The following is a 23,368-nucleotide window of genomic DNA, read 5'->3' as shown; positions in this document are numbered from 1 at the left end:
TCAATGTTGACACTATTCCTATTTTATCAAATCTTCTTATAAAAACCAACAAAGTAGGTGTTAACAGCTGCCTGCATCTGTAATCTTCCCATTGCGCGGCGGAGTCGCCTGCAGTAATGAGGGCGAAGCCGCTGGAAATGTCTCCGTTTGAGGCATTTGAACAACTCCCGGGGCGACGACTCCCCCAAACACTTGAGCAAACACTTCATCAACAGATTCAACCGGGATAACTCGCAGGCCGTTCAGATCCTGAAACAGACTCTGCCAGTTGTCCTTCGGAATAATAACCGTGGTCGCTCCCGCTTGGAATGCAGCCTCTACCTTAGCGATAACACCGCCAATCGGCTTCACTTTACCGTGAATGCTAATCTCACCGGTCATAGCGATTTTGTTGTCTACTTCAAGCTCCTTAATGGCTGACACTATCGCTGTCGCCATTGCAATGCCCGCAGAAGGACCATCGATTGGCGTCCCTCCCGGAAAATTGATATGCAGGTCAAAATCCTTCGGTCTATATCCCATAGATCCAAGCACAGTGAGCACGTTTTCTATGGAGCCTTTGGCCATGCTCTTGCGTCGGAGCTTCCGGGAACCGCCTCCGAACTCCTCCTCATCCACCACTCCTGTAATATTATAGGTACCTTGGCCCTTCTCCGCCGGAACAGCTGAAACCTCAATCTCAAGCAGCGCTCCCATGTTCGGCCCATAGACGGCTAAGCCGTTGACGAGACCGATCTGCGGTCTTTCCGGAATTTTACGGTCCGGACGCGGCTGCAGCTGACTGCTGCTCGCCACCCACTCCACATCGGCTGCCCGAAGCGTCTCCCGTTTCTCTGTAAGCGCCAGACCTGCCGCAAGCTGAATCATATTAACAGCCTCACGCCCGTTGGTAGAATACCGTTTTACAACCTCCACTGCTTCAGGACACGGAAGTAAGCCAATTTTTTGTATTGCATCTTCCGCAATTTGTCCAATTTCCTCTGGAAGTAGAGGACGAAAAAATATTTCCATACAGCGCGATCGCAAAGCAGGCGTAATCTCTTCTGGCGATCGTGTTGTCGCACCTACCAATCGGAAGTCGGCAGGCAGACCGTTTTGGAAAATATCATGGATATACGCCGGCGTGTTGGCATCTTCCGAGTTGTAATACGCACTTTCGAGAAGCACCTTGCGGTCTTCCAGCACTTTTAACAGCTTATTCATCTGAATGGGGTGCAATTCACCGATTTCATCAACAAATAAGATTCCACCGTGCGCTTTTGTTACAGCACCTGGCTTCGGTTGAGGAACTCCGGCTACTCCCATGGCTCCTGCTCCTTGATAAATCGGGTCATGAACGGAACCGATCAGCGGATCGGCGATACCCCGTTCGTCAAATCGGGCTGTTGTCGCATCAATTTCGGTAAACTTGGCGTCGAACTTAAAAGGAGACTGCGGGTTCTTCTTCGCTTCTTCCATAATCACACGTGCCGCTGCCGTCTTACCTACTCCGGGAGGCCCATACACAATAACATGCTGGGGATTTCCACTACACAGAGCCGCCTTCAAAGCACGGAGCCCATCCTTCTGACCTACGATATCATCCATCGTCTGTGGCCGGGTTTTCTCTGCAAGAGGTTTGGTCAGCGATATCGATCGAAGCTTCCGGAGCTTATCGAGCTCCTTGCGGGACTCCCGATCCACCGCCGTTTTGCTCGTTTTTTGTCCCCGTAACAAGTTCCAAAAATAAATGCCGATAATCACTGCAAAGAACAGGTTAACCAGCATGATCACAACATTCAAATTCACAAGTCATTCCTCCCGTTTTTCCATTATGTCAATTATCAAACGTTATTACATGGTAGTATTGCCTGTTAATCGGATGGTAAAACGGCTCATTGAAAGGAAATGCAAAGAATCTGAAAATAATTGTACCTTCGTCTGTTCTAAGACGCTACGCGTACGAATCGTTCCTACAATCGCTCTTGCCCCCGAATTTCTTGAATTGTTCCTTAACGGAAGAAATTCGGGGACAAAGGCGACCACTACGTTTTTCCGGAATCGTTTCGTCCTCTTCGCTGCTTCGTGTGTGGTTGAAAATGCGATTCGTATAGCGGACTCACATTCAGTTATATGAAGCAATTTCGTCTATTTTAGTGAGGAACCGGACGGAGAAGACGTTATTTTCGCCTATTCAAGTGATATCGGATATGTTTAAATAACGGATTCTCAGTCCGAAACGAGTGCAAAAACGCGTTAATTGCAGAAATAGTGGAATGTGAGTCCACACTTCCGATTATTCTCCCCCCTTTTAATCCCTTTTAAAGCCAAACAGGCCTCCCAAGGATAAATCCTCGGGAGGCCTGTGCTTTGTTATTTGAATTAGAACGATTGTGAGTGTTTACACACCCGTTTTATGCTTCCGACCAGGAATTTCTCCGGTCTCTTCGTATACTTTAACGATATGATCAATCTCTTTTTTCAATTCCTCAACCATCGTGGCTTCAGGCACCTTACGTATCATTTCTCCATAGCGGAACAACAGTCCCTCACCCCGTGCTCCGGCAATGCCTATATCGGCTTCTCTAGCTTCGCCGGGACCGTTAACGGCACACCCGAGGACAGATACTTTAATCGGTACCTTAATGTTCGCAATATATTCTTCCACTTCATTAGCAATAGAAAATAAGTCAATGTCCAGTCTGCCGCATGTCGGGCATGATACGAGAGTCGCAGCATCGGAGATCAAGCCGAATGTTTTCAACAATTCACGACCAACCTTGATTTCCTCAACCGGATCTGCACTGAGTGAAATTCGCATTGTACTGCCGATTCCCGTGGATAATAGGGCACCAAGTCCAGCTGCGCTTTTTACTGTTCCAGAGAACAAAGTTCCGGCTTCAGTGATGCCAAGATGCAACGGATATGGAATGACCTCCGCAGCTTTTGTATAAGCGGCAATAGCCATAGGCACATCAGAGGCCTTAAGCGACACAATGATATCATGGAAATCCAGTTCTTCAAGAATGCCAATATGGAACAAGGCACTCTCCACCATAGCTTCGGGCGTCGGATAACCATATTTTTCCAGTAAGTGATTCTCCAAAGAGCCTGCGTTTACCCCGATGCGAATCGGAATTCCCTTTTCTTTGCACGCCTTCACGACAGCTTCGACTTTCTCACGTTTACCGATATTGCCGGGGTTAATGCGGACTTTATCGATTCCATTCTCAATGGCGGCGAGTGCCAATTTATAATTGAAATGAATGTCTGCGACCAGAGGAATATGAATTCGTTTCTTAATTTCCTTAATGGCTGCAGCAGCCTCGTCATTGTTTACCGTAACCCGTACAAGCTGACATCCGGCTTCTTCCAATCGCAGTATCTCAGCAACTGTGGCTTCAACATCTGCGGTTTTGGTTGTGCACATGCTTTGAATAATGACTTCATTGCTTCCGCCGATCGTGAGATTCCCCACTTTTACGGGCCGTGTGTCTTGTCTCAAAAACATGGTTATATCTCTCCCATATAACGCCAAAGCTCCACCTCTACCCAGATGAAAAAACCAAGGGTAGGGGTGGAGAATCGGCATTGATTTATTTCAAAAGCGCTTTATCAGGCGCTCTCTTCCTGTTTCTTGTCGTTATTTCCATTTCCTTGAAGTTCAGGGATGGCTTTATCCTGAACAACTTTCTCGGTAATGACGCAATCTGTTATATCATCACGGGACGGAACTTCATACATCACATCCAGCATAATGCCTTCGATGATGGAGCGAAGACCGCGCGCACCAGTATTACGCTTAATTGCTTCGCGAGCAATAGCTTCCAGCGCATCCGGTTCAAACTTCAGATTAACGTTGTCGAGTTCAAGCAGCTTCTGATACTGCTTCGTAAGAGCGTTCTTCGGCTCGGACAAGATCCGAACGAGCGTCTTCTCATCCAGCGGCTCCAGCGTGGAGATGACTGGCAAACGTCCTACGAATTCCGGAATCAGACCGAATTTCAGAAGGTCTTCCGGCAGTACCATTGTCAGGTACTCACCCGGCTTAAGGTCTTTTTGACCTTCACCGGAAGCATTGAAGCCGATAACCTTTTTGCCGATCCGGCGCTTGATGTACTGCTCCAGACCGTCAAACGCTCCGCCGCAAATGAACAGAATGTTGGTTGTGTCGATCTGAATGAATTCTTGATGCGGATGCTTTCGTCCTCCTTGAGGTGGAACCGAAGCTACAGTTCCCTCCAAAATCTTCAGGAGAGCCTGTTGAACACCTTCACCAGAAACGTCACGTGTAATAGACGGGTTCTCGGATTTACGGGCCACTTTATCAATCTCATCGATGTAGATAATGCCGCGTTCCGCTTTTTCCACATCAAAATCTGCAGCTTGAATGAGTTTCAGCAAAATATTCTCAACGTCTTCGCCCACATATCCGGCCTCTGTCAAGGAAGTCGCATCTGCAATAGCAAAAGGAACGTTAAGGATTTTAGCCATTGTTTGCGCAAGCAGTGTTTTACCGGAACCCGTTGGTCCAAGCAGCAAAATATTGCTCTTTTGCAATTCAACGTCTTCAATTTTGTTCTGCGTATTAATACGCTTATAGTGGTTATAAACGGCTACAGAAAGCGACTTTTTCGCCTGATCCTGTCCGATAACGTACTGATCCAGAATGTCACGGATTTCCCGTGGCTTCGGAATATCTTTCAGATCCACTTCTTCCTCGTGGCCAAGTTCCTCTTCCACGATTTCGGAGCACAAGTCAATACACTCGTCACATATATAAACGCCGGGCCCTGCAACTAACTTGCGAACCTGCTCCTGCGATTTGCCGCAGAAAGAGCATTTCAGCTGCCCTTTGTCGTCGTTAAATTTAAACATACTATACCACCTCTTAAGATTTGATCGGTGAAGACAGGACCTCGTCAATAATCCGGTAAGACTTCGCTTCCTCCGCGCTCAAGAAATAGTCGCGGTCCGTATCACGTTCGATTTTTTCAAGGGATTGACCTGTGCGTTCCACATAGATACGGTTAAGCTTCTGTCTAGTCTTGATGATCCAATCTGCGTGGATTTGAATATCAGTAGCCTGGCCTTGAACACCACCGAGCGGTTGGTGAATCATTACTTCACTGTTCTCCAGCGCATAACGTTTACCCGGCGCTCCAGCAGTCAACAGCAGTGAACCCATACTTGCGGCCATACCGACGCAAATGGTGGATACATCTGGCTTGATAAGCTGCATCGTATCATATATACCCATCCCGGCTGTTACAGAACCACCAGGAGAATTAATGTACAAATGGATGTCTTTTTCCGGATCTTCCGCAGCCAAGAAAAGCAGCTGGGCAATGACAAGATTGGCGACATCGTCATCGATCGCACCGCTGAGGAAAATAATGCGATCTTTCAGTAATCGGGAATAGATATCATAAGATCTCTCACCTCGATTGGTTTGTTCCACAACCATAGGTACCAGACTCATGCGACCAACCTCTTTTCCTTGAAAATTATACTTTTGCTTTACAAAAGTTATTCTAACATGTTCAACGCCCTATGTCATTTTTTAACCATGTTTACATTCTATGAACTTCTCAAAAATTATATCCTGCCAACTTGTCTCATTATGTATTTCCGTAAAAAACACCCATTTCATGTCATATTTAGTAATAAATTGGGTATTTTTAGGTAAAAATAAGGCACGTCATAAAATACGTGCCTTATCCAATGTAATGGCAGCTTCTGCAGCAGCCTTATTTATTATTCTTCTGTTGCTGTTTCTTCTTTTGCAGCCGGTGCACCTTCTACACTGTTTTCCAGCAAGAAGTCGATCGTTTTGCGAAGAACAAGTTCTTCACGCAGGCTGTCTAGGGAACCATTGGAAGCCAAAATGTTACGGATTTCGTCAACAGGGCGTTTGTACTGTTCTGCCATGTTGCTAAGCTCTTGAGTGATTTCCTCTTCGGTCGCTTCGAGCTTCTCTTCTTTCCCGATTTGCTCAAGAACCAGGTTGTTGCGAACGCGCTTCATAGCATCGTCCTTCATTTGACCTTCCAGATCAGCTTGAGACTGGCCGGAGAAGCTGAGGAACATTTCAAGGTTCATGCCTTGCTGGCGAAGACGATTGTCAAAATCGCGCATCATGTTTTGAACTTCGGATTGAACCATCGCTTCAGGAATTTCAATTTCAGCGTTTGCTGCCGCTTTTTCGACAACTTCGTTTTCACGAACGCCTTTAGCTTCCTGCTCTTTACGGTTCAACAGTTGCTTCTTCAGGTCTTCTTTGTACTCGTCAAGAGTATCGAATTCGCTCACGTCTTTAGCAAACTCGTCATCCAGCTCAGGAAGCTGTTTGCGCTTGATCTCATGTACTTTTACTTTGAAGACTGCTTTTTTGTTAGCGAGCTCTTCTGCATGATACGTTTCAGGGAATGTTACTTCAACGTCTTTGAAGTCTCCAGTTCCCATTCCGATAACCTGCTCTTCAAATCCTGGAATGAACGTGTTGCTTCCAAGTTCGAGGGAATAGCGCTCAGCTTGTCCACCTTCGAAAGGAACTCCATCAACCGAACCGTCAAAGTCAATGACTGCGATGTCACCGGAAGCTGCTGTTCCCTCATCGATTACAGCGAGCTCGGCATGGCGCTCTTGCAGACGCTCCAGCTCTTGACTCAGTTCTTCATCGGAAACTTCGGCAGCAACTGCTGCTACTTCAATACCTTTGTAGTCTCCAAGCTTCACTTCAGGTTTAACTATTACTTTTGCTTTAAACTTGAATGCTTCCCCTTTGGAGAACTGCTCGATATCGATTTCCGGACGATCTACAGGGAAGATTTCCGCTTGTTCAACAGCTTCGCCATATACTTCAGGAAGCAGGATGTCGATAGCATCTTGGTAAAGGCTTTCTACCCCATAACGTGTTTCAAAGATTGAACGAGGTACCTTACCTTTACGGAAACCAGGTACATTTACTTTTTTAACTACTTTATTAAAAGCTTTGTCGAGGGCAGCCGCTACGCGGTCCGCTTCAACCTCAACGTCAAGAACGCCAAGGTTCTTCTCTATTTTTTCCCAAGTTGCTTTCATTTATGCTTTCCCCTCCAAAAAAATTCACGTGGTCGGCGCAGATAATATATCACGTACCGAATAACCATTATAGTATAAACAACATTAAATCCTTTTTCAAGGGCGAACCCTTATGGCTCCAGATCGAAAGCGTTTCCCCGCCTTGTCAATCCTCTACGCCTGCCGAGACAAATTGCTTGAGAGAGCGATATGCCCCCTCGTATCGGAATCGCATCGTATCGGTAATCTCATAGTAAGACCGGACTTCCTCTTCAGCGCGGATGCCTTTCAAACTTTCGGAGACGATATCATGCAGAGCCGCAGCCCATATATCCAGAGTAGATTCTTCGCCATCCAGCATGGAACGGTAATCCGTTGTGCCATAAATCGCCATAACAAACTGTGTCCACAGCTCCTGGGCAAAGTAATACAGCGTTGGTTCATGGATTTCGGTCTTTTCGGCCACACGCTCCAATATTTGCAGAATGGCATTCGGAAATTCGCTATGACTCAAGGGCACATGCTCAACCTCGATCTCTACCGTTTCCGCGCCTCTCTGAAGTGTTACAAAACCGGTCATCTCTCGGCGGCGCAAAGTTTGCAGTACACGGAACTGCAGCAGCGGATGAAGAGACTGTTCCTTTAGCCATGTAGTCAGAGCCACATCGACCTCCGGCCGATCGAGATAAGCCAGTTGTTCCAGCGCTAGTACCGTTTGCTCCGTTAGAGGTCCGTTCATGACCGTGTCCAGCAATTTATCCGCATAACCAGCGTCCTGAGCAAGTTTGTCCTGAACCATGCGGCGGGCCATGTCCGCCTCGTCCTCGTCACTCTCGCTATCTGCTTCCTCTTGACTGGCGGGACCGGATACAACTTGTGGAAAAGCAGCTTCCAGCCACTCCAGCAGCGCCTGCCATTCTTCGTAATTCCGTTCGTTCTGTCCTTGGCACTGAAGCAGAAATCGGAGAAGCTCCATGGCCTCCCCGTAGCGTTCGTTTTCGAGCATGACGGTGAGTTGAATCTGGTAGTAATCCAATGTCTTCGGAAACAGGATGATATTTTTGTCTTCTTTGTCTGGGGAGTAGGAGTCCTTTATAAGGACACCTCCTTTCTATTCCGTTTTCATATTTGTAGATTATAGCATATCCCCCGCCAAGTTAAAAAAACGGAGAAACGTAAGGAAGGATGCCGCTTCTTCATATACGTTAGCTGTTATATAATGCGTGATTATATAGTATGTCTTAAATATATAACACGATGCGGTTATGTTTAATCGTTATTTTTTTGAATTTAACTCTTGAATTTATTTTTATCACATGGTATGATATTCCCTGCTTGAAAAAATATGTCCCAGTAGCTCAGCTGGATAGAGCAACGGCCTTCTAAGCCGTCGGTCAGGGGTTCGAATCCCTTCTGGGACGTTCTAAGCAAAACCGCCTTTAGGGCGGTTTTTTTGCGTATTCCAGATGGGTGAGAACCCCTTGGGGGGGCGTCGGAGCATAAACTTCGTTAGCATAAGCTTCGCAGTCGGCCTGTAAGGCCGTATCCCGACCTGGGACGTTCTAAGCAAAACCGCCTTTAGGGCGGTTTTTTTGCGTATTCCAGATGGGTGAGAACCCCTTGGGGGGCGTCGGAGCATAAACTTCGTTAGCACTCGCTTCGCAGTCGGCCTATAAGGCCGTGTTCAAACATAATCCGATAAGTAATGTTGTATTTCTACAATACTGGAACCGCAAAATGCCCAAGCAAGTTGGTATTGTTGTAATTTCTACAACGATATCTACTAAATAGGTGGCTTCCTATCCCTATTGTTGTATTAAATACAACAATTCGCCCCTAACCGTCTAATTTCAGTAATTTTGTTGTACTTTTTACGACATTAACTTGAATCCTACTGGTTAAGCTGCTCAAAGTCTGCACATATAGCCATCTCTCCGCATACGCACGCTATCGCGCGCTTCTACTGAAATTCTTACATCATATCGAACGACAGCAGTGAAATCACCATCTCTTCCATACTCACCTACGCAACAGTCGAAACCTATTATGCAACAATAGATCTGCCTTATACCATACGAGACATGTAAGTTCCATCAAGTTAACTGACCGCAGTGAAACACTCCCTTCCCCATCAGACATCAGTTTCCTACCGGTACAGGATACTACCATTCTTAAGTTTCGATGCTTTTAGCCACGCTAATAATTTTTTCCATTAAATTTGAATTTGGTACTTGAACCTCTAGCTACGTCACCTTTTATGATGACTTCAGTTGTTAATAAAAAGGTAACCATTAAATACACTTTGGAGGTAAAGTACTATGAAAAAAGAAAGTTTACTGAATAGGATATTGGCAAGTTTAGTGCATGTATTTTCGATTTTACTAACCTTTGCATTACCAATCGCTGTATACTTTATATCAAAAAATAAAAATAAATATTTGGCCGATCATGCAAAAGAAGGGATGAACCTTCACTTCACTTTCTTTCCCATCTTTCTGGCATTAACCTTTACATCGCATATATGGAGTGCAGCTTCTGTTCTTTCAAAGGCACTTCTTGTAATTGAAACCATACTGATTATTATTGCAGCAGCTTATGCTTTAAAGGGAAAAATATTTGCATACCCCGTTATACGTTACTTTAAAATCTGAGCTATAGGTTTTTTAAGTCCATTTAGGACAGAGGAGGTGAAATTATGGGAAAAGACATTTTTACCATTGGAGAATTTGTGCAAAAGTCTGGTACGGGCATTCGAACACTTCGATATTATGACAGTATAGACTTGCTTAAACCAAGTGATTATACAGAGGGTGGACACAGACTATATACAAAAGAGGATATAATAACTCTGCAAAAAATTAAATGCCTACAGTTTCTCGGTCTATCCCTAAAAGATATTAAAAACATGCTTAAAAACCATACTGTTAAAGGCACTGCGATATTACAATCTCTAAATGACCAAAAACAGTTATTTGAAGCCAAAAAGCTTGAGATTATGAATATTTTAACCGATATAGATCACATGATTGAAACAATTGAGGAAGAGGAAACGATCAATATCGATATATTTTGTGCTATGGTTCAAAAATTAATGTTTGAAGAGGAAACAGAACGATGGTTTAAAGAGCATTATTCTAAAGATGTAGTGAATGAATTATTGGATATAAATAAATCCGAAAAAATCGATCTAGATAAAAAATGGACTAAGATTTTAACTCAAATCAAACAATTAATATCTACTGAAACCCCGCCGTCTTCTATGAAATCGCAAAAAACTATAGAAAATCTGATGCTGCTTGTGAATGAAACCATGAAAGGGAATATTGATTTGTTTAAAGAAACACTGCCGCACACAAGACCATTTCCATTCCCCAACCCGTTTACAGAAAAGGATCTACAATTTATTAAAGAAGCAATGGAGATTTATACAAATAATAATTCATCATCTTAGGTTGAAGTGTAAAATCCAGCATATAGCGCCTTTTGGCGTTTTTTTGTGCCTACAATTCGTTATTTAAGAAATTCCAAGAATGCTCTATACTACTAAGAGCTAATATTAATACATATACCGCCATCATTATGTATTAAACCAACATATCTATTCTAAAGGAGGTACGGTCATGCCTTTATGGCTTACATATGCCCTGCTCTCAGCAGTAATGGCTTCACTCGTGGCCATTTTCGGAAAAATCGGGCTCCAAAACATTGACGCGAACTCCGCAACTGCGATCCGCTCGGTTATCATGGCCTTATTTTTACTCGGTGTCGTAGCGGTTCAAGGCAAGTTCGCTCAACTGGGCGAAATTTTAGTCCAGAAAAAAGCTCTCAGTTTTATCGTATTAAGCGGCGTAGCAGGTGCGTTGTCGTGGCTATTTTATTTTTTAGCATTAAAATACGGCAAAGTATCGCAAGTTGGTCCTATTGATAAACTAAGTGTCGTCATTGCGGTCATCCTAGCATTTGTATTCCTCGGCGAGAAAATATCGTGGATCAACGCCGCTGGTGTAGCTATGATCGCTATTGGAGCTCTTTTGGTAGCCGTAAAATAAAATCTCCTTAGCGAAAGGCCGCCAAAGAGCGGTCTTTTCTGTTCATCTCACTCCTATTAATAGGTAAAAACTATAAGTTCCATAATAACTATATATTTCTATTTATAACCTCGTATATGTCACAATTAGAGCACCAATAGTCAAGGAGTGGTGTTATGAGCTCAGATCAAGTGTGGAAGCCTGAAGACTATGACCGCCAGCTGTCTTTTGTAACAACGTACGGAAAAGGATTAATTGAGCTTTTGGCCCCTCAGCAAGGAGAACGAATTCTGGATCTTGGCTGCGGTACCGGGGATTTGGCAAACGAAATCGCCGCGTCCGGGTCCTCTGTTGTTGGAATGGATTTCTCTGAAGAGATGATCAGAAGAGCCAAGGTCAAGTATCCGCATCTGACATTCGTTGTTGGGAATGGTGAAGATTTTAACACAGATGTACTCTATGATGCCGTATTCTCCAATGCAGCGCTGCACTGGATGACCAAGGCAGCAGATGCTGCCTCTTCTGTATACCGGGCACTAACCCCGGCCGGCCGCTTTGTCGCTGAATTCGGTGGAGCCGGCAATATCGGAATGATTGCAAAGGCTATACAAGAGGTGTTATCATCCCAATACGGAATCGATACGAACAGCCGTAATCCATGGTACTACCCTAGTATTGGCGAATACGCTTCATTATTAGAGAAAATAGGGTTCAGGGTCGCACTGGCTCACCATTTCGACCGTCCAACCCGGCTTCTCAGCGGTGAAAATGGCATTAAGGATTGGCTTACTCATTTTGGCGACAACTTTTTCATTGGATTTACGCCGGACGACAAGAAGAATGCTATCGAGCATATAAGTCAGCTTACGAAACATTCCCTGTGGAAAGACGATGCATTTTATGCGGACTATAAACGACTTCGAATCGTTGCATTCAAATGATATTTGATTTTCACGGTAGATTGGTTATAATATGAAAAACTCGAAAAACGCAGTTCAATGATTGGGAGAGTACTGATCGACGTCTATGTCCAAGTGAGCCGGGAGAGTGGGAACCGGTACGGGCTCGGTCACGAAGCGGACCCATGAGATGGTCTTCTGAAACAACTAGTAGGAAGCCCCGGCTTACACCGTTATTGTATTGAAGTGGTTAAACCTATGGTTTAGCAACGAGAGTGGTACCGCGAGCGCTATAGTCCTCGTCTCTTATGAGATGAGGGCTTTTTTTATTTTCTAAGGAGGAACTAAAAATGTTAAGTCAATTCATCACTACAGGCATCGAACAAGCGGTGCAGCATGTTGTGTCATCAACTCCAGGAGCGGTTCTGCCAGATGTTTTACAGGTACAAGTCGAGCAGCCTGCAAATATGGACCATGGCGACTATTCCACGAATATTGCCATGCAGTTAGCCAAAACCCTTCGCAAGGCACCGCTGAACATCGCTGAGCAAATTAAAGTTCAGCTTGAACAAGACAAGTCTTTTGCAAAACTGATCCACCATATCCAAGTTGTGCCGCCGGGGTTCATAAATTTTTATATGGATTGGTCCACATGGGCTCAAACGACTTTTGAGCTTCCTCAATTACCAGCGGAAAAGGTTGTAATCGAGCATACATCCATCAACCCGAACAAATCAGCACATATTGGTCACCTGAGAAATTCTTGTATCGGAGACACACTCGTTCGGTTGATGAGAAAAATCGGATACGAAGTGGAAGTTCATAACTACATTGATGATCTCGGCAATCAGTTGGCAGATACGGTCGTCGGCATTCAGAACATTTCCTTATCCAAAGAGCATCGCCGTTTCGGAGATTATTGCTGGGATATATACTCCGCGATCAACAAGGCTTATCAAAATGACCCGGAACTGGTTCACCAAAGAACCGATGTTCTTCATGCACTTGAGGAAGGTAACCAAAACCTGTCCTGGGTCGGGTTGCTTGTAGCTGAGAGGATTGTACGTGAGCACATCGAAGAAATGAAGCAGTTCGGTATTGAATACGACCTACTTGTCTGGGAAAGCAATATCGTCAGAGAGGGATTTTGGACATCTGCATTTGAGCTGCTGAAGCAGACCTCCTTGTTCCATCAGGAGACAGAAGGTAAACTCGCCGGCTGCTGGGTATTAAAGCAATCAACGCAGGAGTCCGGGGATGACAGTGATACGGAGCACAGTATAGATAAGGTACTGGTTCGTTCTAATGGCATATTAACCTATACGGCAAAAGATATAGCATATCATTTATGGAAATACGGCTTGCTCCAAAATGACTTTATGTACAAAAAGTTTACAGGCGAAGTATGGACGACCAGCTCTCACGGTGAGCATCAACAGTTCGGTAAAGCCGATATGGTTATCAACGTCATTGATTACAGACAGCAATATCCACAGGCGATGGTCAAGCAGGCGCTTGAAGGACTCGGATTCACCACGGAAGCAGAGAAGCTGCGTCATGTTAGCTATGGTGTTGTATCCTTAAGCCCGTCCGCTGCAGCAGATCTTGGCATCGACACCTCTGACGGTAAAGCCTCTTACGCTATGTCCGGCCGTCAAGGCATCGGCATCAAAATAACAGAGCTGATCGACCTGATGGAAAACGTCATCGAAGAATCTCGTTCGGACAAGAACGGCTTGTCCAGTCGGGATATCGCCACGGCTTCCATCCGCTACTACCTGCTGCGTTTTGCTCTGCAAACCGAGGTCGTATTTGATCTGAAACAAGCTACCGAAATTTCCGGAAATACTGGCGTTTATCTGCTCTATTCCTATGCGCGCGCCCTAAGTGTACTGAACAAGGCCCATGACAAAGGTGTGATGCCATTCGTACCGGAGCAGTTCCCTGTTCTTGAAAAAGCAGAACATGCTCTGCTCAGACATATCAGCACATGGCATGATTCACTCTATGCGGCGGGTAAAGAACTCACGCCAAGTTCTCTTTGTAATTACGCATATGAGCTGGCCTCGCTATTCAACAACTTCTACGGGGCATGCCCGATCCTCAAGACGGATGGTGACGTGCTGAAGTTCCGCGTATGGCTAACCTCTATTTTCAAAGAAACGCTTGGTGAAGCATTAGAGGTTCTTGGACTGCCCACGCCGAGCCGGATGTAACATCATTTAAAAGCCCCCATTCCTTGTCTACACAAGAGATGGGGGCTTCTACTATTCTGATTATTGCAAACCTCGAACTGTCAGTTTAACGTTGTAGCCTTGCTCGTTTTTGCCGACTTCCGCAATCGTCCAGTTAACAGCCATAGTCTGTTTCAATCGCTCCAGCTGTGCTTCCTGAAGAGGAAGACCTTCAATAATTCCTTCACCAACTGAGAAATCGGATTCCGAACTTAAATGGAAAGCTTCTTCAAGCCATATTTTCAATCCGTTTCTCGTGTTAAACGTAATCCGGTATCCTTCTGTCGCGGCCTTCTCCAAATCTTCCCCATGCTGCTCGGCATAGCTAAACAGCTCCGTATAATCGAAATGGCCGTTTTGTGCGACATGGAATGCTTCGACCTGACCTGAACGGATAGCCTGCAAGAGTTCTTCTGCTTGCAGTCCGCATTTTCTCGCATGCTCCAAAAGAATAGCAGTGTGCTGCGAAATTTTCGTCTCTGACATCTTTGCTCTCTCCTTCTATGTATGATATTTATGAATTCACCAGTACGGTACCAAAAGGATGTCAGCTTACGCACCATCCTTTCTTGCTGGACACTATTTCAGTATAAGACTTTTTCTTCAAATTTGCAGTAAGTGGGGTTCTCACCTTCTGGAATACGTAAAAAACCGCCATATGGCGGTTTTACTTTGGACGTCCCAGAAGGGGTACGGCCTTTCAGGCCGACTGCGAAGCTTATGCTAACGAAGTTTATGCTCCGACGAACCCCCAGTTGGGGTTCTCACCTTCTGGAATACGTAAAAAAACCGCCATATGGCGGTTTTACTTTGGACGTCCCAGAAGGGATTCGAACCCCTGACCGACGGCTTAGAAGGCCGTTGCTCTATCCAGCTGAGCTACTGGGACATATGTATGTAAGATGAGACTTAAAACAGTAACGAAATTTATTATATCGCATCTTCGCCAATTTTGAAACAATTATTTGTGAGAACAATGTGACTTGTGAATCAGCTCGCCGCTGGCAGGGTAATATGAATAACAAATGACAAGATCGAAAGGGGACTCTCTATGCGGCAATTACTTTCATCATTATCGTACTTTAGCATCTTTTTCGCACCATTTATATTGCCGATCATTGTATGGATCGTCGCTAAAGATGCCTATGTAGAAAAACATGCCAAACGCGCCCTACTCTCTCACCTCTTTCCGGTCATTGCAGCTATCGTGCTAATGATTATGGCCATAAATGCAGGTTCATACGGTGCGGTAATTGGATATGTGTTTCTGTTCGGGGTTATCTACTTCGGTGCTTTTGTATACAATGTGGTCCAAGGAATAAAGGTACTGCGGGAATACGCATAAATAGCAGCCAACATTTTGTTATGCTCAGGCTCAATATTTGAAATCATAGAAAGGACCAGGCATAAGCCTGGTCCTTTCTATGATTCCCATCTTTCTGCAATAAACAAAAGTACCCTATCGAGAGACTTTTTTAAAGTGTCTACTCGATAGGGTACAGTTTATTCTGGGCGTGGTCTCTTGATATTCTTGGGGGGTATTCTACTTAAGGTTCCTCTCCCGTCTGCGTAAACCCGCCATTAAATCGTTCATTTAACTGCTGATTCAATGTGCCATAGGATAAAAGTTGCTGTTTGAACTCTTCCCGTTCCTCTTCGGCCGAACCCACTGTGTTGTTCTCAAACGCGGCGTCCGTTGCATCCTCATAAGCGGTGTGCATGCTGTTGTCAAACCAGTCATGCTCCAGAGAGGCGTCACTGCGAACCACTTTCATTAGTTCGTAGCCTCCCATCGGTGCCGTCGGGGCCAAGTAAGCCAGAACTACAGTATCCGCTCCTGAAGCGGGGTGAACTTCCACTTCAGCACAAGGTGTACCGTTTACGTCCGTCATACGCCGGATCTTTGCGTCTTTAATAGAGTACATATTCATTCCTCCTTTTAGTTGTCAGTAAGATGAGAAAGCAACCGAAATTGTTCCATCTGGTTGCGGGTATCAGGCGTTCCCAGACGGTAGATAGACATATACACACGGTCCAGCGAATTCTGGAACAACGCATTTGTACTCTGCTCAGGTGTATCCGGCCACGGAAATACATATCCCGGGAAGGCCTCCTCTTCCTTTTCCTGCATTAAACCCAGCTCCATCCGCACTTGCTCAGCTTCCTCCGGTGTGGCCTCAATCTCCCATTCGTAAGAGCTCTGCCCCTGTTCTGTCAAAACCGAGCGGCTCTGAACGGAAACATAATACGTCGACTTGTCCATGACGCTCTCACTCCTTCGCTTTGGATTCGTCCTCCCTCATAGTTTTCGTTAAAGGACAGACATTTTATGCCCTGCTTCGGCATATATCTGTATCACTTTGACGATTTAGATCAAAAAAAGAAGGACAGCGTATGACAAAGACAAAGAGAGGATGAACCGTCATGTGCGGAATAACCGGATTTATTCAATGGAGTGGCGACTTAACGCAGGATTCGGAGCTGCTAGTTAGAATGACAGATAGCATTGCCCACCGCGGACCTGACGGATCAGGCACCTGGATTTCCAACCCATGCGCATTCGGTCACCGACGGCTCAGTGTTATCGATCCGGAGAATGGTGCCCAACCTATGATCATTCACCAGGAGGAAGAAGTATACGCCATTGTATATAATGGAGAGTTATATAATGCGGCGGAATTGAAAGATGAACTTATTCGAAGAGGACACCGGTTCAACACGAAATGTGACACGGAGGTACTGCTCGTCTCCTACATCGAATGGGGCCCGGACTGCCTGGATAGGCTGAACGGAATATTTGCGTTTGCGATTTGGGATAGTGTTAGAGAGCAAGTGTTTTTAGCCAGGGACCGGGTCGGGGTTAAGCCGCTGTTTTACAGCTATATTGACGGGACACTCATATTTGGGTCTGAGCCGAAGGCATTGCTGCAGCATCCAAAGGTAGAGCCTGTTGTCGGTCCTGATGGCTTAGCTGAAGTGTTTATTGTCGGTCCCGCAAGGACACCTGGACATGGCGTTTACCGAAATGTATCGGAACTGAAGCCTGGTCAGGCGATGGTATTTAATCGGGGAGGTCTACGGACCTATACGTATTGGAAGCTTACAAGCAGGCCCCATGAGGATAATGTGGAGCAAACCGCAGCCCATCTCCGTGATCTGCTCAACGATACCGTAGAGAGACAGCTGATATCCGATGTTCCGGTCTGCTCACTTCTGTCAGGGGGACTTGATTCCAGCGCCCTTTCCGCCATCGCCGTAGAATACTATAAAAAGACGGGCCAAGGTCAAATTCATACGTATTCCGTAGACTATGTAGATAACGACAGACATTTTCAATCTCATTCGTTTCAGCCAGGGGCTGACGCTCCCTGGATCAAGCGGATGCATGAAGAGCTTGAAACGAAGCATCACTGGATTGAATTCGATACCCCTGAGCTGGTTGAAGCTCTTGATGTGTCCACTCAAAAAAGAGATCTTCCGGGTATGGCCGATGTCGACGCTTCCTTACTCCTGTTTTGCCGGGAGATTAAAAAAGGAGCAACTGTGGCTATCTCCGGCGAAGCCGCGGATGAAATATTCGGCGGATATCCTTGGTTTCACAGGGAAGAAATGTTGAATGCCGGAACATTCCCCTGGTCTGTCGCTCCGGATATGCGTGCAGGGCTGCTCTCCCCTGAAATCCGGGAATGGATTCGTCCCCTTGAGTACTTGAGTGACCGGTACAGCGATGCCGTGGCAGAGGTTCCGACTCTGGCGGAAGAAAGCGGCCAGGAGTCAAAAATGCGCATTATGTCTTACTTGAATATCACCCGCTTCATGCCAACGCTGCTTGACCGGAAAGACCGCATGAGCATGGGCGTCGGATTGGAAGTACGCGTACCCTACACGGATCACCGTCTGATTGACTATGTATGGAATATCCCTTGGAGCATCAAAGCAACAGGCAACCGTGAAAAAGGCATACTTAGAAAAGCGCTCGAAGGCGTACTTCCTGAAGATGTGCTATACCGTAAAAAAAGCCCCTATCCAAAAACGCATAATCCCAACTATCTGACAGCTGTCAAACGACAGGTTCTTTCCATCTTGGATGAGCCTTCATCTCCAATCCTGCCGCTCGTAGACATTGCAAAAATCAGGGAGCTCGCTTCCTCTCCTGATGCATCCTCCAACCTGCCTTGGTTCGGTCAGCTGATGTCGGGACCCCAGTTATTTGCATATCTGGCCCAAGTAAATTATTGGCTGAAAGAGTACAATGTGGCCATCCGGTAAGGTTGATAGGCATATACTGTTGAATCATCGCAAGGATAACTCCTACGTGACAAGAAAAAGACGTACAAATTGTGAGCAATTTGTACGTCTTTCTTCTGTTATTGTAAGCTGAATCAGCTATATCTTTTTTACTACTCAAGAAATTCGAGACGATTACTAAATGGATCATTCAAATAGAAACGTTGTACACCTTCGTCCTTTCGGCCATACGGGTTGTAACAAAAAAGGATATTCCCCACCATTTCTGAATGGTTGGGAAATATCCTCTATGTACAGCAAGCGGTAATTCTGAACCACCGCTTACATTCAATATCGCTTCTACTGCAGTTTTGCCACTAGCTGACGCAGTGCATCACCCCGATGGCTAATCGACTGTTTCTCTTCCAAAGTTAAATCGGCCATAGTTTTCTCGAAGTGAGGAACATAAAATAACGGATCGTAGCCGAAGCCTTTATTTCCTGATGGCTCTGAAGTAATCCATCCGTCAACCGTTCCTCTCGTCTCAACAAACTGCCCCGTCACCGGATCATACAACACCAGAACGCAGACAAACTGCGCGGGACTGAGTAGCGGCTGTTCCGTATCTTCACCGAGGCGTATCCCCTCAAGCTCAGCCAGGAGCTTGCGGTTGTTATCTTCATCCGCTCCATGCTCACCGGCATACCGGGCAGAATATACACCGGGTTCTCCATTTAGCGCCTCCACGCACAGGCCTGAATCATCTGCCAGGACAGGCATGCCTAGTACGTCTCCAACTTCTTTGGCTTTTTTCAGCGCATTCTCGGCAAAAGTCTTTCCGTCTTCCACCACATCCGGAAGTTCAGGATAATCAAACATGCTGACCACTTCTTTACCGAATGGTGCGAATGCATGAGAGAATTCCTTAATCTTGCCTTTATTTCGTGTTGCAACGATGATGACATTTCCCTGAAGCTTCATATATTACACTCCGCTTCTGGTGCTGACTGTGCCAATTTTAGCAGCTATAGGTCCAAGAACCTCCTGCTGGCGGGTAATCAGTTCACGGATTCCTTTTTCACCAAGTTCCAGAATCTGATCCAGTTCTTCACGTGAAAACGGGCTATCCTCCCCGGTTCCCTGTACCTCGACAAATTTGCCGCTGCCGGTCATCACGAGATTCATATCCACTTTAGCCTTCGAATCTTCTTCGTAATTCAAGTCAAGAAGTGCCTGCCCCCCGGCTACACCGACACTGACGGATGCCAAATAATCGGTGATCGGGAACACAGCCAGCTTATGCTGCTCTGCTATTTTATTTACCGCAATCGCCATTGCCACGAATGCACCGGTAATGGAAGTAGTCCGGGTACCGCCGTCCGCTTGAATAACATCACAATCCAGCGTAATCGTACGTTCACCCAGCGCATGCAGATTCACAACGGACCTGAGCGCTCTACCGATCAGCCGTTGAATTTCCATCGTCCGGCCACTGAGTTTTCCACGGTTCGCTTCCCGCTGATTACGGGACTGCGTTGCCCGCGGCAACATGGAATATTCCGCTGTCACCCAGCCCTTTCCTTGTCCTTTCAGAAATGGGGGAACCTTCTCGTCTACGGTAGCTGTAATCAGCACCTTGGTCTCTCCCATTTCGATGTACACGGAGCCTTCCGCATATTTATTCACATGGGTCGATAAATTCATCGGTCTGAGCTCGTCGCTCTTGCGTCCGTTAGATCTCATGTTTTCTGCCTCCTACTTCTTATCGCAATCCTGATTAGCATCCTCTATTCTACCAAAGTGCAGGCATAAAAGCACCCTTTGGGTAAGCCCATCCTTTATATAGGAATTTCATTAATATGCTCTGGCCGACTGACGGGTTCATTATAATTACGCCCATCATCACCCTTTACTTCCGTCAGGTCGTTCATCTGGATCTTCACCTTGACGTTATTCGAATTCTCTGCGACCGTCAACACGACCGCCTGAAGCATTTCAGACGGAATCTCGTCCCCTTGTTCAAACATGCTTTCATTCAAGGAAACAGTAAGCGAACCATCCTCGTTTTTATCCACCGCTGCGACGGACGTCTCACTGGTCATCACCTGCTCCAAACCATCTCCATGCTGCGGACCGCGGATCAGCTCATTCAGTGCTGCTGTTACCGAATCCTGCCCGGATGCAACCAGGCGGGTTACCGGAACATAGTACTGTATCCCTGCTGGCGATAAGCCTGAAAAATAAACAGTTACCGGTGAAGATTGAGAGTACTGCGTATCATCTGCTTTTTGCAGATTGATTCCCATGGTCCTCGCCAGCGGACGATCCAGAGGGGTACGATTAACAGGCATTTCGTTCAGTTTGGCGCCTTCCATCCATAACTGCACTTTATCAATTCCCTCATGACCCGTCAGAGTCCAGGTGAGAGCCTCCAAAATTTTTCGTTCATCCTGAGCTTTATACTCGCCAAAGGATTGATTAAATTCGACGACAGCCGTTTTGTTTTCCTTATCGACCGTCACATTTTTGACTTGTGTTCCCGCTGGAAGCACACCGCGGAAACCCACGGGAATATAACCGGAATAGGCTCCACCGTCAACCATTACTTCCAATGCACCAACAATAGGGTCTTTCCCTTCTTCTTTGGGAATACCCATTGTGACCGGAGCCAGCATGCCTTTCTGATCAGACAGGTACACTGTTGTCTGCAATCCGATCTGGCCTTGCATCGACTTGCCTGAAACGGCGTTCAACATCTGGGACTCTACTTGCGCAGGCGGCGGATCAATAGCCTCCGATTCTTTCCCGCCGAATGAGCCGCAGCCGGACAGAATAATCGGAACAGCGAGAAGTCCGGCGGCTGATAGCCCGCGAATATTACGTTTACATGTCATGTATTGTTCCTCCCTACATTTTGTACAGGTTGTACTCTTATGTATACGAGCCCTTTTTCAAAACATGCCCCTCCGTTTTCGGTTTCTGGACAAAGTGGTGAAGAAAAAAGTACAATCGGATATAAGAACCATAACAACCACTACAATAACGGGGTGAGATCATGGCCGACGCAAAAATACCTTATAGCCTGAACAGCAAGAAGGTCGCAGAAGCAACAACCAATCTGCTCCACGAACGAGGAGTTACCATGCTGGAAATCGCCGAGCTGGTAATGATCCTCCAAAAGAAATACTACCCGAACCTGACTATGGAAGAATGTGTTGAAAATGTTGAAGCGGTGCTCAGCAAACGGGAGGTACAGAATGCCGTTCTGACAGGCATCCAGTTAGATATGTTGGCGGAAGAAGGAAAGCTCCTCTCTCCGCTTCAGGATATGTTAGCCCATGACGAAGGACTTTATGGTGTAGATGAAATCTTGGCCTTTTCCATCGTCAATGTATATGGCAGCATCGGATTTACAAACTACGGTTATATTGACAAGCTGAAGCCCGGAGTATTGGAGCGGTTGAATGACAAAGCCGACGGAAATATCCACACCTTCCTTGACGATATTGTTGGAGCTGTCGCAGCTGCGGCCAGCAGTCGAATCGCACACCGTAAACAAGAGGAACGCGAGCTTGAAACGACCGGAACAACCGAAGAAGACAATAATTTATAATGAAAAACCGGGTACCGTCCGTTAGGATTGGTACCCGGTTCTTTTCGCTTGATAACGATAATAAACCCAAAGTGCGCTCTCATGTTTCTACTATAATATTGTGCATCTGCCGATCTCTATATTTAATAGTCTTTGACCTCTATCAGCCCATTTACTCTTTGTCCTTCATGGAGGAGATTGACTCACGATGAATAATGGAAGCTGTCATATAGACTGTTTCCTTCGGGAAATCGCGATACTTTATACTGTGCAGCATAAGTTGTACAGCTCTTCTGCCCATTATTTCTTTCTCCACATTCACCGTAGTTAGACCCGGATTGGTATGATAAGCGTCCTCGATATTGTCAAAACCGGTAATGGATATATCATTCGGAACCTTAAGCTTCAGATCAGACAAGGCTCTTATAGCACTGATTGCCAGCGAATCATTGGCGCATACGAGTGCAGTAGGCAGATCATCATTTTTCCGGGATTCTAGCAGAATGGATTTAATTTCTTCGGTATGCTCTACCCGGTTCTCTCCATTTAAATGGCACAAAGGATCCTGACGGGCAACAATCAACCCATACTCTTCCATCGCGTCCTTAAAGCCGTTCCATCTGCTTAGAAAACTTTGTGAATAATCCATGTTGCCTACAAACCGGATCTTGCGATGATCCATAGATAGCAGGTGATGACTCAACTGATAGATACATTCCCTGTTGTTAGAGAACAAGCGGATGGCTTCGACCAGCGGATTTCCAGAGTCGACAAGCACGATAGGAACCTGCAGTCTGCTGATTTCCTGGAGTACCTGGCTTTCTACCTCACCAACCCCGATAAACCCTTGAATATTGCTCTTATTCACAATAGACAAGAAGCTCTCCGCTGTCTGATCCGTAATGACAACCCCTTTAATGTCTACTGACTCGAGCTCCTGCATAATTCCATCGACAATTCGCCCCCAATAGAGCGAGTCTTTAAATTGATAGCGGGTATTGGGAAGCAAAACAACAATCGTCTGAGCAGCGCTAGCTGTCTGGCTGTCTTCTTCCTCTCCAGCCCTTACCATCCGGGGATTGAAGCGGTATCCCATTTTAACGGCTGCCTGCAGGACCTTCTCCCGCGTTGCCGCGTTTACTCCTTCTTTACCGGAAAGAGACTTGGAGACGACATATTTAGAAACGCCGACCGCCTCAGCAATATGCTGCATCGTTACTTTATTGCTCATGATTCTTCCCACCCGTTCATTAGCTAGTTTGTTATTAGAAAGTTATTATAGCATATACAAATAGAAACGGTTTTACATCCTTTACAGACGGCGACCGTTTCCGCGAGAAATATAAG

At 45.9% G+C, this 23,368-nt stretch carries 21 protein-coding genes, 2 tRNA genes and 1 other annotated feature; of the genes, 9 read left to right on the top strand and 14 right to left on the bottom strand.

What is annotated here, in order from left to right:
• Positions 1-60: 60 nt before the first annotated feature.
• The 6 genes from lonB to MNQ98_RS07240 form a co-directional block, all read right to left on the bottom strand.
• The gene (lonB, locus tag MNQ98_RS07265) at positions 61-1,788 is read right to left on the bottom strand and encodes an ATP-dependent protease LonB (protein ID WP_241932592.1); all 1,728 of its coding nucleotides are present in this window, start codon (positions 1,786-1,788) and stop codon (positions 61-63) included.
• A 592-nt stretch (positions 1,789-2,380) separates the two neighbouring features.
• On the bottom strand, positions 2,381-3,490 hold the full coding sequence (ispG, locus tag MNQ98_RS07260) for a flavodoxin-dependent (E)-4-hydroxy-3-methylbut-2-enyl-diphosphate synthase (RefSeq protein ID WP_241932591.1): 1,110 nt from the start codon (positions 3,488-3,490) through the stop codon (positions 2,381-2,383).
• Positions 3,491-3,594: 104 nt separating this feature from the next.
• Positions 3,595-4,857, bottom strand: a complete 1,263-nt coding sequence (gene clpX / locus MNQ98_RS07255; RefSeq protein WP_241932590.1) for an ATP-dependent protease ATP-binding subunit ClpX — start codon at positions 4,855-4,857, stop codon at positions 3,595-3,597.
• A gap of 13 nt (positions 4,858-4,870) precedes the next feature.
• Positions 4,871-5,461, bottom strand: coding sequence for an ATP-dependent Clp endopeptidase proteolytic subunit ClpP (clpP, locus tag MNQ98_RS07250; protein WP_208915327.1), 591 nt, complete (start codon positions 5,459-5,461; stop codon positions 4,871-4,873).
• 275 nt (positions 5,462-5,736) lie between these two features.
• On the bottom strand, positions 5,737-7,062 hold the full coding sequence (tig, locus tag MNQ98_RS07245) for a trigger factor (RefSeq protein ID WP_241932589.1): 1,326 nt from the start codon (positions 7,060-7,062) through the stop codon (positions 5,737-5,739).
• A 145-nt stretch (positions 7,063-7,207) separates the two neighbouring features.
• Positions 7,208-8,047 carry a hypothetical protein gene (locus MNQ98_RS07240; RefSeq protein WP_241933865.1) on the bottom strand — a complete coding sequence of 280 codons (840 nt, stop codon included), beginning with the start codon at positions 8,045-8,047 and terminating at the stop codon, positions 7,208-7,210.
• Between the two features lie 341 nt (positions 8,048-8,388).
• On the opposite strand from MNQ98_RS07240, the gene MNQ98_RS07235 reads away from it, so the two are divergent.
• The 6 genes from MNQ98_RS07235 to MNQ98_RS07210 all read left to right on the top strand — a co-directional run bounded on the left by MNQ98_RS07235 (position 8,389) and on the right by MNQ98_RS07210 (position 14,184).
• Positions 8,389-8,462 (top strand) — tRNA-Arg (locus MNQ98_RS07235).
• An 897-nt stretch (positions 8,463-9,359) separates the two neighbouring features.
• On the top strand, positions 9,360-9,692 hold the full coding sequence (locus MNQ98_RS07230; RefSeq protein ID WP_241932588.1) for a magnetosome magnetite crystal formation protein family: 333 nt from the start codon (positions 9,360-9,362) through the stop codon (positions 9,690-9,692).
• Positions 9,693-9,736: 44 nt separating this feature from the next.
• On the top strand, positions 9,737-10,492 hold the full coding sequence (locus tag MNQ98_RS07225) for a MerR family transcriptional regulator (protein ID WP_241932587.1): 756 nt from the start codon (positions 9,737-9,739) through the stop codon (positions 10,490-10,492).
• Positions 10,493-10,661: 169 nt separating this feature from the next.
• Entirely contained in the window at positions 10,662-11,090 is a 429-nt protein-coding gene (locus MNQ98_RS07220) for an EamA family transporter (RefSeq protein ID WP_208915329.1), read from the top strand.
• Positions 11,091-11,245: 155 nt separating this feature from the next.
• The gene (locus MNQ98_RS07215) at positions 11,246-12,010 is read left to right on the top strand and encodes a class I SAM-dependent methyltransferase (RefSeq protein WP_241932586.1); all 765 of its coding nucleotides are present in this window, start codon (positions 11,246-11,248) and stop codon (positions 12,008-12,010) included.
• Positions 12,011-12,058: 48 nt separating this feature from the next.
• Positions 12,059-12,278 (top strand) — a binding site (T-box leader).
• A 40-nt stretch (positions 12,279-12,318) separates the two neighbouring features.
• The gene (locus tag MNQ98_RS07210; RefSeq protein WP_241932585.1) at positions 12,319-14,184 is read left to right on the top strand and encodes an arginine--tRNA ligase; all 1,866 of its coding nucleotides are present in this window, start codon (positions 12,319-12,321) and stop codon (positions 14,182-14,184) included.
• A gap of 60 nt (positions 14,185-14,244) precedes the next feature.
• Here the strand turns inward: MNQ98_RS07210 and MNQ98_RS07205 are convergent, their stop codons facing one another.
• Both MNQ98_RS07205 and MNQ98_RS07200 read right to left on the bottom strand, forming a co-directional pair.
• Positions 14,245-14,688 (bottom strand): hypothetical protein, encoded by a 444-nt coding sequence (locus tag MNQ98_RS07205; RefSeq protein WP_241932584.1) that lies wholly within the window; start codon positions 14,686-14,688, stop codon positions 14,245-14,247.
• A 329-nt stretch (positions 14,689-15,017) separates the two neighbouring features.
• A tRNA-Arg gene (locus MNQ98_RS07200) sits at positions 15,018-15,091 on the bottom strand.
• 162 nt (positions 15,092-15,253) lie between these two features.
• On the opposite strand from MNQ98_RS07200, the gene MNQ98_RS07195 reads away from it, so the two are divergent.
• A complete protein-coding gene (locus tag MNQ98_RS07195) occupies positions 15,254-15,547 on the top strand; it encodes a magnetosome magnetite crystal formation protein family (RefSeq protein ID WP_208915333.1) in 294 nt (97 codons plus the stop codon).
• Positions 15,548-15,749: 202 nt separating this feature from the next.
• On the opposite strand, the gene MNQ98_RS07190 is transcribed toward MNQ98_RS07195, so the two are convergent.
• Both MNQ98_RS07190 and MNQ98_RS07185 read right to left on the bottom strand, forming a co-directional pair.
• Positions 15,750-16,127 (bottom strand): hypothetical protein, encoded by a 378-nt coding sequence (locus MNQ98_RS07190; RefSeq protein WP_241932583.1) that lies wholly within the window; start codon positions 16,125-16,127, stop codon positions 15,750-15,752.
• A gap of 14 nt (positions 16,128-16,141) precedes the next feature.
• Positions 16,142-16,465: a hypothetical protein gene (locus tag MNQ98_RS07185; protein WP_208915335.1), complete on the bottom strand. Its 324-nt coding sequence runs from the start codon at positions 16,463-16,465 to the stop codon at positions 16,142-16,144.
• A 161-nt stretch (positions 16,466-16,626) separates the two neighbouring features.
• Between MNQ98_RS07185 and asnB the strand changes: the two genes are divergently transcribed.
• On the top strand, positions 16,627-18,471 hold the full coding sequence (asnB, locus tag MNQ98_RS07180) for an asparagine synthase (glutamine-hydrolyzing) (protein WP_241932582.1): 1,845 nt from the start codon (positions 16,627-16,629) through the stop codon (positions 18,469-18,471).
• A gap of 318 nt (positions 18,472-18,789) precedes the next feature.
• Here asnB and MNQ98_RS07175 read toward each other — a convergent pair whose 3' ends face one another.
• From MNQ98_RS07175 to MNQ98_RS07165, 3 genes are all read right to left on the bottom strand, one after another.
• On the bottom strand, positions 18,790-19,410 hold the full coding sequence (locus MNQ98_RS07175) for an XTP/dITP diphosphatase (RefSeq protein WP_241932581.1): 621 nt from the start codon (positions 19,408-19,410) through the stop codon (positions 18,790-18,792).
• A 3-nt stretch (positions 19,411-19,413) separates the two neighbouring features.
• Positions 19,414-20,172, bottom strand: a complete 759-nt coding sequence (rph, locus tag MNQ98_RS07170) for a ribonuclease PH (RefSeq protein ID WP_241932580.1) — start codon at positions 20,170-20,172, stop codon at positions 19,414-19,416.
• A 95-nt stretch (positions 20,173-20,267) separates the two neighbouring features.
• Positions 20,268-21,323 (bottom strand): GerMN domain-containing protein, encoded by a 1,056-nt coding sequence (locus tag MNQ98_RS07165; RefSeq protein WP_241932579.1) that lies wholly within the window; start codon positions 21,321-21,323, stop codon positions 20,268-20,270.
• A gap of 161 nt (positions 21,324-21,484) precedes the next feature.
• Between MNQ98_RS07165 and MNQ98_RS07160 the strand changes: the two genes are divergently transcribed.
• Positions 21,485-22,042: a phosphatidylglycerophosphatase A family protein gene (locus MNQ98_RS07160; protein WP_241932578.1), complete on the top strand. Its 558-nt coding sequence runs from the start codon at positions 21,485-21,487 to the stop codon at positions 22,040-22,042.
• 151 nt (positions 22,043-22,193) lie between these two features.
• On the opposite strand, the gene MNQ98_RS07155 is transcribed toward MNQ98_RS07160, so the two are convergent.
• Entirely contained in the window at positions 22,194-23,252 is a 1,059-nt protein-coding gene (locus tag MNQ98_RS07155; protein WP_241932577.1) for a LacI family DNA-binding transcriptional regulator, read from the bottom strand.
• Positions 23,253-23,368: the final 116 nt, after the last annotated feature.

Origin of the sequence: Paenibacillus sp. N3/727 (assembly GCF_022637315.1) — a bacterium.
Classification (GTDB): domain Bacteria; phylum Bacillota; class Bacilli; order Paenibacillales; family Paenibacillaceae; genus Paenibacillus_AQ; species Paenibacillus_AQ uliginis.
The sequence above is the reverse complement of the archived record's forward strand: the minus strand, read 5'-3'. Positions and strand labels throughout refer to the sequence as shown.

Bases quoted from the DNA above. Each gene is read 5' to 3' on its own strand.
- ispG (WP_241932591.1), bottom strand. From the start codon at position 3,490: ATGTTTTTGAGACAAGACACACGGCCCGTAAAAGTGGGGAATCTCACG.
- clpX (WP_241932590.1), bottom strand. From the start codon at position 4,857: ATGTTTAAATTTAACGACGACAAAGGGCAGCTGAAATGCTCTTTCTGC.
- clpP (WP_208915327.1), bottom strand. From the start codon at position 5,461: ATGAGTCTGGTACCTATGGTTGTGGAACAAACCAATCGAGGTGAGAGA.
- tig (WP_241932589.1), bottom strand. From the start codon at position 7,062: ATGAAAGCAACTTGGGAAAAAATAGAGAAGAACCTTGGCGTTCTTGAC.
- MNQ98_RS07240 (WP_241933865.1), bottom strand. From the start codon at position 8,047: ATGCTCGAAAACGAACGCTACGGGGAGGCCATGGAGCTTCTCCGATTT.
- MNQ98_RS07230 (WP_241932588.1), top strand. From the start codon at position 9,360: ATGAAAAAAGAAAGTTTACTGAATAGGATATTGGCAAGTTTAGTGCAT.
- MNQ98_RS07225 (WP_241932587.1), top strand. From the start codon at position 9,737: ATGGGAAAAGACATTTTTACCATTGGAGAATTTGTGCAAAAGTCTGGT.
- MNQ98_RS07220 (WP_208915329.1), top strand. From the start codon at position 10,662: ATGCCTTTATGGCTTACATATGCCCTGCTCTCAGCAGTAATGGCTTCA.
- MNQ98_RS07215 (WP_241932586.1), top strand. From the start codon at position 11,246: ATGAGCTCAGATCAAGTGTGGAAGCCTGAAGACTATGACCGCCAGCTG.
- MNQ98_RS07210 (WP_241932585.1), top strand. From the start codon at position 12,319: ATGTTAAGTCAATTCATCACTACAGGCATCGAACAAGCGGTGCAGCAT.
- MNQ98_RS07205 (WP_241932584.1), bottom strand. From the start codon at position 14,688: ATGTCAGAGACGAAAATTTCGCAGCACACTGCTATTCTTTTGGAGCAT.
- MNQ98_RS07195 (WP_208915333.1), top strand. From the start codon at position 15,254: ATGCGGCAATTACTTTCATCATTATCGTACTTTAGCATCTTTTTCGCA.
- MNQ98_RS07190 (WP_241932583.1), bottom strand. From the start codon at position 16,127: ATGTACTCTATTAAAGACGCAAAGATCCGGCGTATGACGGACGTAAAC.
- MNQ98_RS07185 (WP_208915335.1), bottom strand. From the start codon at position 16,465: ATGGACAAGTCGACGTATTATGTTTCCGTTCAGAGCCGCTCGGTTTTG.
- asnB (WP_241932582.1), top strand. From the start codon at position 16,627: ATGTGCGGAATAACCGGATTTATTCAATGGAGTGGCGACTTAACGCAG.
- MNQ98_RS07175 (WP_241932581.1), bottom strand. From the start codon at position 19,410: ATGAAGCTTCAGGGAAATGTCATCATCGTTGCAACACGAAATAAAGGC.
- rph (WP_241932580.1), bottom strand. From the start codon at position 20,172: ATGAGATCTAACGGACGCAAGAGCGACGAGCTCAGACCGATGAATTTA.
- MNQ98_RS07165 (WP_241932579.1), bottom strand. From the start codon at position 21,323: ATGACATGTAAACGTAATATTCGCGGGCTATCAGCCGCCGGACTTCTC.
- MNQ98_RS07160 (WP_241932578.1), top strand. From the start codon at position 21,485: ATGGCCGACGCAAAAATACCTTATAGCCTGAACAGCAAGAAGGTCGCA.
- MNQ98_RS07155 (WP_241932577.1), bottom strand. From the start codon at position 23,252: ATGAGCAATAAAGTAACGATGCAGCATATTGCTGAGGCGGTCGGCGTT.